This is a genomic window from Clavibacter lycopersici, from assembly GCF_003576405.1.
Lineage (GTDB): Bacteria > Actinomycetota > Actinomycetes > Actinomycetales > Microbacteriaceae > Clavibacter > Clavibacter lycopersici.
This window is the reverse complement of record NZ_QWGT01000092.1, coordinates 1-9,903: the sequence shown is the minus strand read 5'-3', so window position 1 is coordinate 9,903 and position 9,903 is coordinate 1. Positions and strand designations below refer to the sequence as shown.

The 9,903-nt window shown below is 72.5% G+C and carries 9 protein-coding genes; 7 read left to right on the top strand and 2 right to left on the bottom strand.

The features are described 5' to 3' along the window. The coding region (locus DZG00_RS08000) for a methyltransferase (protein WP_119455516.1) at positions 1-1,442 on the top strand (1,442 nt) is incomplete at its 5' end. 9 nt (positions 1,443-1,451) lie between these two features. Further along, positions 1,452-1,847 carry a DUF3054 domain-containing protein gene (locus DZG00_RS07995; RefSeq protein WP_119381954.1) on the top strand — a complete coding sequence of 132 codons (396 nt, stop codon included), beginning with the start codon at positions 1,452-1,454 and terminating at the stop codon, positions 1,845-1,847. Positions 1,848-1,865: 18 nt separating this feature from the next. Here DZG00_RS07995 and DZG00_RS07990 read toward each other — a convergent pair whose 3' ends face one another. Next, positions 1,866-2,303 (bottom strand): pilus assembly protein CpaE, encoded by a 438-nt coding sequence (locus DZG00_RS07990; RefSeq protein ID WP_119381953.1) that lies wholly within the window; start codon positions 2,301-2,303, stop codon positions 1,866-1,868. Positions 2,304-2,424: 121 nt separating this feature from the next. Between DZG00_RS07990 and DZG00_RS07985 the strand changes: the two genes are divergently transcribed. The 5 genes from DZG00_RS07985 to arfA all read left to right on the top strand — a co-directional run bounded on the left by DZG00_RS07985 (position 2,425) and on the right by arfA (position 8,428). Next, positions 2,425-3,426 (top strand): LacI family DNA-binding transcriptional regulator, encoded by a 1,002-nt coding sequence (locus DZG00_RS07985; protein WP_119381952.1) that lies wholly within the window; start codon positions 2,425-2,427, stop codon positions 3,424-3,426. A 103-nt stretch (positions 3,427-3,529) separates the two neighbouring features. After that, positions 3,530-4,879, top strand: coding sequence for an extracellular solute-binding protein (locus tag DZG00_RS07980; protein WP_119381951.1), 1,350 nt, complete (start codon positions 3,530-3,532; stop codon positions 4,877-4,879). 60 nt (positions 4,880-4,939) lie between these two features. Continuing rightward, positions 4,940-5,884, top strand: a complete 945-nt coding sequence (locus tag DZG00_RS07975) for a carbohydrate ABC transporter permease (RefSeq protein ID WP_119381950.1) — start codon at positions 4,940-4,942, stop codon at positions 5,882-5,884. Then, positions 5,881-6,801, top strand: coding sequence for a carbohydrate ABC transporter permease (locus DZG00_RS07970; protein WP_119455515.1), 921 nt, complete (start codon positions 5,881-5,883; stop codon positions 6,799-6,801). The genes DZG00_RS07975 and DZG00_RS07970 overlap by 4 nt, the downstream gene beginning before the upstream one ends. Positions 6,802-6,889: 88 nt before the next feature. Then, positions 6,890-8,428, top strand: coding sequence for an arabinosylfuranosidase ArfA (gene arfA, locus DZG00_RS07965; protein WP_119381948.1), 1,539 nt, complete (start codon positions 6,890-6,892; stop codon positions 8,426-8,428). 67 nt (positions 8,429-8,495) lie between these two features. Here the strand turns inward: arfA and DZG00_RS07960 are convergent. Then, the coding region (locus DZG00_RS07960; RefSeq protein WP_233550102.1) for a S1C family serine protease at positions 8,496-9,903 on the bottom strand (1,408 nt) is incomplete at its 5' end.

Below are 9,903 nucleotides of genomic sequence, written 5' to 3'. Positions count from 1 at the left end.
CGCGCACCTCCGACGGCCTCCCCGCGCCCGCCGCGCTCGCGGCCCTGTTCGTCCTCGGCGACCCGGTCGACGCGGCCGACCTCCGCGCCGCCCTCCCGACGCTGGGCCTCGACGGCGCCGCACGCCTCGGCCTGATCGAGCTCGACGGCGACCGGGCCCGCCCGGCGGTCGACCTCCGCCCCTACGGCTTCATCGACGCGCACGGCGTCGGCGAGTGGTGGATCGCGTCCGACCTCGGCGAGCTCGCCACCGGCGGCGCGCTCGACGAGGACCACGTGCTCGGAGTCGGCGGCGCGTCCGCCACCCTCAGCGGGCTCATGATCTCCACCCCGGTCGCGAGCGCGCTCGACCTCGGGACCGGCTGCGGGATCCAGGCGCTGCACGCCTCCCGCCATGCCGACCGCGTCGTCGCGACCGACATCTCCGCGCGCGCCCTCGCCTTCGCTGCGCTGAACGCGGCCCTCAACGGGATCACGACCGTCGAGCTGCGGCTCGGCAGCCTGTTCGAGCCGGTCGCGGGGGAGCGGTTCGACCACATCGTGTCGAACCCGCCGTTCGTGATCACCCCGCGCGCGGAGGGCGTGCCGGCCTACGAGTACCGCGACGCGGGTCTCGTGGGCGACGCGCTGGTGGAGGGGGTCGTCTCCGACCTCGCCGACCACCTGACGCCCGGCGGCGTCGCGCAGCTCCTCGGCAACTGGGAGCACCGCGCGGGCGAGCCCGGCCTCGAGCGGGTCGCGGGCTGGCTCGACCGCGCGGCGGCGAACACGGGATCCGGCCTCGACGCCTGGATCGTCGAGCGCGAGGTGCAGGACGCCGCGCTGTACGCCGAGACGTGGATCCGCGACGGCGGCACCCGCGCCGGCACCCCCGAGTCCGAGGCGCTGCTCGACGCCTGGCTCGACGACTTCGCCGCCCGCGGGGTGGACGGCGTCGGCTTCGGCTACCTGACCCTCCGCCGCCCTGCCGCGGGCATGCCCACGCTCCGCCGCATCGAGCGCCTGCACGGCGGACTCGGCCACAACCCCACGGGCCTCGGCGACCACCTCCAGGCGTCGCTCGTCGCGCACGACGCCCTCGCCGTGATCGACGACCGCGCCCTCGCCGGGCTCGCGCTCGTGGTGGCCGGCGACGTCACGGAGGAGAGGCACTACTGGCCGGGCGCCGAGGATCCCACTGTCATGACGCTCCGCCAGGGCGCGGGCTTCGGCCGCGAGGTGCCGCTCGACACGGGGCTCGCCGCGCTCGTCGGCGCGTGCGACGGGGAGCTCGCGGTGGGCGCCATCGTCGACGCGGTCGCGCAGCTCACCGCGGTGGACGCGGGCGCCCTGCGCACCGAGCTGCTGCCGCGGATCCGTGCGCTCGTCGCCGACGGCTTCCTCCTCCTGCCGGGCGCGGCGGCCGGTGACGCGCACGCCGACCGCCCAGCGCGCGACGCCTAGGATCGCGGGGTGACTCCCCGAACCGCCCGCCGCGCCGCCCGTCCCGAGATCGTCCGCGCCGTCGTCCTCGACGCCGCGGTCATCGTCGTCTTCGTCCTCATCGGTCGGGCGAGCCACGGCGAGGACCTCGCGCCGTCCGGCGTGCTCGGCACCGCGTGGCCGTTCCTCGCGGCGGGCCTCGTCGGCTGGATCGTGGCCCGGGCCTGGCGGAGCCCCTCGCGCGTCGCACCCACCGGCCTCCTGGTGTGGGGCGTGACGGTGGTCGTGGGCATGGTGCTCCGCGCGCTCAGCGGCGAGGGGGTCGTGATCCCGTTCGTCATCACGACCGCGATCATCCTGGGGCTGCTCATGCTCGGCTGGCGCGCGGTCGCTGCCGTCGTCGTCCGCCGGCGCGCGCGGGCCTGAGCCCGCCGACCACCCGCGTCAGGCGGCGGGCGGCGTGGGGGCGGCGGCCTCCATCACGGCGATGAGCGCCTTCGCGTACGCCTCCTCGGCCTCGAGGTCCCGGTGCTCGACCTCGCGGCCGTCGATCACGACGAGCACCACGTGCGCGCCGTCCTCCGCGCCGCCGATCTCGCGCCGCAGCGACCGGAACGCGCCGCCGAGCAGCGCCCGCAGCTGGTCCTCGCGCGGCAGCCACAGGCTGTCCTCGAGCGCGACGGAGTCGAGCGCCCACTCGGTCGTGCCGTTGAAGCCGAGCACGGTGCCGGTGGCGTGCTCGTGCGCCTCGATCGTGAGCTCGCTGATGGTGAAGACGTCGGACTCGAAGCCCTGGCCGCGGATCCGGAACCGGTCGCCGGGCTCGGGGTCCCACTCGAGGCCGAGCTCCAGGAGGGTCGTGGCGTGCGCGGTGGAGATCATCCGTGCAGTATGCCGGGCGCTCCCGGGCGTCGCCTCCGCGGGCGGGGGAACGCCGGTGCACTAGATTCGCAGGGCACCGCCGGCGGCAGAGGCCCGCCGCCGGTCGGACAAGGGGAGGGTCATGCGCGCGACAGTGAAGGACGTCGCGGCGCGGGCGGGCGTCTCCCCGAAGACGGTGTCGAACGTGATCACGGGCCGCGTCGCCGTGAGCCCCGCCACCCGCGAGCGCGTCGAGCAGGCGGTCGCCGACCTCGACTACGTGCCGAACCTCTCCGCGCGCGGCCTGCGCAACGGCCGCACGGGCGTCATCGCCGTCGCCCTGCCCGACCTCGGCACGGCGTACTCCGCCGAGCTCGCCCACCACCTCGTCGAGGTCGCGCACGAGGCCGGCTACAGCATCCAGATCGAGGAGACGGGCTCGCGCCCCGACCGCGAGCGCGACCTCATGAGCCGGGCGCGCGAGCACCTCGTCGACGGCCTGATCCTCAACCCCGTGCTGCTGTCGAAGAGCGCCATCGGGCGGGCCGACTCGCTGCCGCCCGTCGTGGTGATCGGCGAGGTCGAGCAGGAGATCGTCGACCGCGTCCTCGTCGACAGCGTGCAGGCGGCGTACGACATGACGCGGTTCCTCCTCGGGACGGGCGCCCGGCGCATCGCCGCGCTCGGCACGGCCACGCGCGAGGAGTCCGCCGCCGGCGACCTCCGCCGCATCGGCTACCGGCGCGCGATGGAGGAGGCGGGTGAGGCGCCCGTCGAGATCGACCGCACGGGGTGGAACAGCGCGTCCGGTGCCGAGGCCGTCGACGCATGGCTGTCCGACGGCAACCCCGTGCCCGACGCCCTGTTCTGCTTCACCGACGGCCTGGCGTTCGGCGCCCTGCGCGCGCTCGCCGACCACGGCGTGCGCGTGCCCGAGGACATCCAGGTCGCGGGCTTCGACGACGTCGACCAGTCGCGCTTCTCGATCCCCACCCTCACCTCCGTGCACTTCGACATCCGCGCCTACGCGGAGGCGGCCGTCGGCCAGCTGGTGCGACGCATCGAGGAGCGCGACGGCCCGCCCGTGCAGCTCGTGATCCCGCACCGCATCGTCGTCCGCGGCAGCACGCGCGCGCCCCGCTGACCCGGCCTGCTCCGCCGGCGAACGTCCCGCAGATCGTGACGCGGAAACATTGCGCTCCGCATTACAACGATGTAATGATCGTCGCATCACGAAGGAGTGGTCAATGGATCCTGTTACGGGAAAGGCCGGGGGACGTCCCTCGGCATGGTCGAGGCGTCAGGTCCTCATGGGCGGCGCGGCCGCCCTGGGCGGCGCGTTCCTCGTCGGAGGTCTCGCAGGCTGCGCGCCCCAGGTGGCGTCGGCCGGCGGCATCGTCGACCTGAAGTACTGGCATCTGCTGTCCGGGGGCGACGGCATCCGGATGACGGAGATGGTCATGGAGGCGAACGACTCCGGCCAGGGCTTCGACGTCACCGCCACGGTCCTCGCCTGGGGCCAGCCGTACTACACGAAGCTCGCCATGGCGTCGGTCGGCGGACGAGCTCCGGACGTCGCGGTCATGCACGCGGCGCGCGTGCCCGGCTTCGCGCCCGGCGGCCTGCTCGACCCGTGGGACACCGACAGGCTCGCCGAGCTCGGCGTCACGCAGGCGGACTTCGAGCCCCGGGTGTGGGACAAGGGCGTCGTCGACGGGGAGCTGTATTCCATCGCCCTCGACAGCCACCCGTTCATCCTCATGTACAACACGGAGATCGCCGGCGAGGCGGGCGTGCTGGGCGACGACGGACAGCTGGCCGAGATCACCTCGCCGGACGCGTTCCTCGAGGCGATGCGCGCGATGCAGGCCGTGACCGGCGAGCACGGCCTCAGCTACGGCTACCTCGGCGACGGCGCCCAGATGTGGCGCTTCTTCTACACGTTCTACAAGCAGATGGGCGGCGACATGGAGCTGCCCACGGGCGGCGAGGTCGTCTACGACCGCGACAAGGCCGTCGCGTCGCTCGAGTACATCCAGAGCCTGCTCGACGGCACCATCGCCACCCCCAGCGGCGACGCGGGCACGGCCATCGCCGAGTTCGCGGGCGGCAAGAGCGGCGCCATCGTCACGGGCGTGTGGGAGCTCCCCACCTTCCAGACGGCGGAGGTGCCGTTCGACGCGATGCCCATCCCGAACCTGTTCGGGACGCCCGCGACCTACGCCGACTCGCACGCGTTCGTGCTCCCGCACCAGAGCTCGCCGGATCCGGTCAAGCGCGAGAAGACGTACGCGTTCGTCGCCGACCTGCTGAAGAACTCGCTCCAGTGGGCGGGCGCCGGGCACATCCCCGCGTACAAGCCCGTCATCGACAGCCCCGAGTACGCGGAGCTCCTCCCGCAGGCGCACTACGCGAACGCGGCGGAGCAGATCGAGTACGACCCGGTGGCGTACTTCACCGGATCCGGTTCCGACTTCCAGACGTACTTCGCCGAGAACGTGCAGAACGTGTTCCTCGGGCGCCAGGAGGCGGGCGAGGGCCTCGACGCCTTCGTCCGGCAGATCAACGCGCTGCTCGCCAAGCCCAACCCCCTGTAGCGCCCGTCGGCGCCCGGCGCCGCACCCCTCTTCCCAGCGATACGACGAAGGAGTCCACTCGTGACGACAGCAGCACCACCCACCCCGGTCGCCCCCGCGGCCGGGTCACCGTCCCCGCGGCGAGCCCCGGGCAGCCCCAAGGTCCGGGCCAAGGAGCAGACCCAGGGGATGCTCTTCATCGCCCCGTTCCTCATCACCTTCCTGGTGTTCCTGGTCTGGCCCGTCCTCTACGGCTTCTACCAGAGCCTCACCGGGCAGAGCCTCACCGGCGCCAACAGCGAGCTCATCGGCTTCGCGAACTACTTCGAGGCCTTCGGCGACGGCCAGATGTGGCGGTCGCTCGGCAACACCGTGGTCTTCACGATCGCGAGCACCATCCCGCTCCTGGTCGTGGGCCTCGTGCTCGCGCTCCTCGTGAACCTCGGGCTCCCGGGCCAGTGGCTCTGGCGGCTCGCGTTCTTCCTGCCGTTCCTGCTCGCGTCCACGGTCGTGTCGCTGTTCTGGCTCTGGATGTACAACCCGCAGCTCGGCGTCGTCAACGCGATCGCCGGCGCCTTCGGCCTCCCGCAGCCCGCGTGGCTGCAGGACTCGAACCTCGCCATGACGAGCGTCGTCGTCACCACCGTGTGGTGGACCGTCGGCTTCAACTTCCTCATCTACCTGGCGGCGCTGCAGAACATCCCCGACCAGCAGTACGAGGCGGCCGCGCTCGACGGCGCGGGCAAGTGGCGGCAGCTGTTCTCCATCACGATCCCGCAGCTCGCGCCGACGACCGCGCTCCTCGCGATCCTCCAGGTGCTCGCGTCGCTCAAGGTCTTCGACCAGATCTACCAGATGACCGCGGGCGGCCCGGGCGGATCGACCCGGCCCATCGTGCAGTACGTCTTCGAGACCGGGTTCACCGGCTTCCGCTTCGGCTACTCGGCCGCCATCTCGTACATCTTCTTCGCGCTGATCGTGGTCATCTCGGTCATCCAGATCGCCGCCACCCGGAGGAAGTCATGACCACCGCCACCCGACCCGCCTTCTCCTCCGGCACGCTCGCGCGGAAGCCCGCGACGACCTCCACCGCCCGCCAGGGCCGGACGGGGACGCCCCGGTTCGCGCCGTCGCGCATCGCCGCGCTCCTGATCCTCATCGTGCTGGCCGTCGCGTGGCTGCTGCCGTTCCTCTGGGCGGTGCTCACGTCGTTCAAGTCGGAGACCGACGCGGCGGCGTTCCCGGTGACGATCTTCCCGGCGGGCGGCTTCACGCTGGACGCCTACGCCTCCGTGCTGAACGGCGGCACCATCCCGCTATGGACGTGGAACAGCCTCGTCACCAGCACGGTGATCACCGTCGTCGCGGTCGTGTTCTCGGCGCTCGCCGGCTACGCGCTCAGCCGCATCGACTTCCGCGGCCGCAAGGTGCTGATGGGCGCGATCGTGGCGTCGATCATCATCCCGCCGCAGATCCTGATCGTCCCGCTCTTCTACCAGATGCTGTCGTTCAACCTGGTGGACACCCTCTGGGCGGTGATCCTGCCGCAGATCGTGCAGCCGGCCATGGTCTTCATCCTGAAGGCGTTCTTCGACCAGATCCCGATCGAGCTCGAGGACGCCGCGCGCGTCGACGGGGCGGGGCGCGTGCGCGTGTTCCTGCAGATCGTGATGCCGCTCTCGCGCCCCATCCTCTCGGCGGTCGCGATCTTCGTGTTCATCGGCGCCTGGAACAACTTCCTCTGGCCCTTCATCGCCACGAACGACGCCACGCTCATGACCCTGCCGGTCGGCCTGCAGACGGTGAAGAACGCCTACGGGATCCAGTACGCGCAGAACATGGCCTCGGCCGTGCTCGCCGCGCTGCCGCTGATCATCGTGTTCCTCTTCTTCCAGCGCCAGATCATCAAGGGCATCTCGACCACCGGGTTCGGCGGGCAGTGATCCGCTCCACGCCCGCGACCCCGACCGACCGATCCACCCACCCCGCCCGGGACGCACGCGCCCGGGCCCCGCATCCAGGAGGACGCCCATGACCCGCGCCCGCATCACCATCGACCGCGACTTCACCATCGGCGACGTGCCCCGCCGGCTCTTCGGCTCGTTCGTCGAGCACATGGGCCGCTGCGTCTACACCGGCATCTACGAGCCCGGCCATCCGACCGCCACGCCCGAGGGCTACCGGCAGGACGTGCTCGACCTCACCAAGGAGCTGGGCGCCACGGTCGTGCGCTACCCCGGAGGCAACTTCGTCTCCGGCTACGACTGGGAGGACGGGGTCGGCCCGGTCGAGGACCGGCCGCGTCGCCTCGATGGCGCGTGGCACACGGTGGAGACCAACGCGTTCGGCCTGCACGAGTTCATGGGCTGGTCGAAGGCGGCCGGGGTCGAGGTGATGGAGGCGATCAACCTCGGCACGCGCGGAGTCGACGCGGCCCGGTCGCTGGTCGAGTACGCGAACCACCCCGGCGGATCCAAGTACTCCGACATGCGCAGGAGGAACGGCGCCGAGGAGCCGTTCGACATCAAGCTCTGGTGCCTCGGCAACGAGATGGACGGGCCGTGGCAGATCGGGCACAAGACGCCCGACGAGTACGGCCGCCTCGCGCAGGAGGCGGGCAAGGCCATGCGGCTGGTGGATCCGAGCATCGAGCTCGTCGCCTGCGGCAGCTCCAACTCGGGCATGCCGACGTTCGGCCAGTGGGAGCAGACCGTGCTCGGCCACACATACGACGTCGTCGACTACGTGTCCCTCCACGCCTACTACCAGGAGCACGAGGGCGACGTGCGGAGCTTCCTGGCGAGCAGCGTCGACATGGACTTCTTCATCGAGTCGGTCGTCGCGACCGCGGACGCGACCGGAGCGCGCCTCAAGAACCGCAAGCGGATCGGCCTCTCGTTCGACGAGTGGAACGTCTGGTACCAGCGCGGGCTCGACGGCGAGGACCAGCCGCACCGCATCGAGGAGTCCGGGTGGCGGGAGCGCCCGCGGGTCATCGAGGACGAGTACAGCGTCACCGACGCGGTGGTCGTCGGCACGCTCCTCAACTCGTTGCTCCGGCACGGCGACCGGGTGAAGATCGCCAACCAGGCGCAGCTCGTGAACGTGATCGCCCCGATCCGCAGCGAGGAGGCGGGGCCGGCGTGGCGCCAGTCGATCTTCTGGCCGTTCGCGCGGATGGCGCAGCTCGCGACGGGCCGCATCCTCCAGGTCGAGGTGGACAGCGACCGCTACGACAACGACCGCTTCGGCACCGCGGACGTGGTCGACGTCAGCGCGACCTGGGACGACGAGGCCGGCACCGTCTCCCTCTTCCTCGCGAACCGCGGGCTCGAGGAGGACGCGTCCACCGAGGTCGCGCTGCGCGGGCTCGACGCCGGCCGGATCCTCCGCGCCGAGGTCCTGCGCGTCCCCGAGGGCGGCGACCGGCACACGAGCAACACGCTCGAGACCGGCGAGCAGGTCGGGCTCGTGCCGCTCGAGGGCGTGCACGCCGAGGGCGGGCGCCTGACGCTCACGCTCCCGGCGCTGTCCTGGGCCGTGGTGGTGCTGGACGTGACCCGCAGCTGATCCCCGCCGCACGACGACGGCCCGCCCCGCGCGATGCGGGACGGGCCGTCGTCGTGGTGGGAGCGGGTCAGCCGACGGGGCCCTCGGTGAGGGTCACGGTGCCGGTCTCCTGGGCGCCGGCCGCGGTGGTCCAGCCGAGGGTCACCGACTCGCCGGGCTTGTGCGCCGAGATGGCGGCGCTGAGCTCGGAGGCGGAGGCGACGGTCTTCCCGTCCACCGAGGTGACGACGTCGCCCTGCGCGAGGCCGGCCTTCGCGGCGCCGGACCCGTCGACGACGCCCTGCACGGGCGCGCCCGCGACGGTGCCCGCGCCGTTCGCGAGCAGCACGCCGAGGAACGCCGGGTAGCCGATCTTCACGGTGCCGGACTCGACGCCGCTCTCGATCTGCTTCGCGATGGACATGGCCTTGTCGATCGGGATGGCGAAGCCCGCGATCTGGGCGGATCCGGAGGAGGCGGCCGTGTCGATCCCGACGACCTCGTTCTCCGCGTCCACGAGCGGCCCGCCCGAGTCGCCGGAGACGATGGGCGCGTCCGTCTGGATGAGGTCGGTGAGCGTCTCGCCCGCCGCCGTCCCCTCGGACTGCGTGGTGATGGTCTGCCCGAGGGCGGTGACCTGGCCGGTCGCCGCGGTGAGCGTGCCGGTGCCGCCCGCGTTGCCGACGCCCGTGACGGCCTCGCCGACCTGGACGCCGTCCGTGTCGAGCTTCGCCGGCGTGAGGCCGGACGCGCCCTCGAGCTTCAGCACGGCGACGTCGTTGGTGGCGTCGGTGCCGATCACCTTCCCGACGTACGTCTTGCCGGTCGACTCGACGGTGACGCGGATGCTGGTCGCGCCGCTGACGACGTGGTTGTTGGTGAGGATCGTGCCGTCGGACGACAGGATGATCCCTGTACCCGCCCCTGCCGCGTTCTCGTAGGTGAGCGCCGAGTCGATGGTCACGACGCCGGTCTTCTGCACGGTCGTCGCCTCGGGCGAGGTGACGGACGTGCCGGTGCCGGACTGCGTGCCCGATCCCGAGCCGGAGCCGCTGCCGGATCCCTGCCCGGGCAGCGTGGTCGTGCCGCGGCCGAAGCCCTGGCCCGGCGTGAAGGAGCCCGGGTCCTGGATCTGCGTGTCGGAGGCCTGCGAGCTCGACCGGCCGAGGTCGGCCATGAAGCCGACCGCGGTGCCGCTGCCGAAGGAGAGGAGGAGCGCCAGCGCCGAGGCTCCGGCGATGAGACCCGTGCGGAGGCCCCGGCGCATGCGCTTCGGCGGCACGGGGTTCCCCGCCGCGTCGACGGCGAGCGGGCGGCCGAAGGCGTCGGTCGCGGGGGCCGGCCACGGCGATCCGGCGGGCTGGCCGCCGGCGGGCATCGCGGTCGCGTAGGCGGCGGTGGGCTGCTGCGCCGTGGGCGGCGCGGACGGGGCGCCGGCGCCGACCGCGGGGCCCGCGGCGGCGTGCGCGTCGGTCGGGGCGGTCCATGCTGCGGGC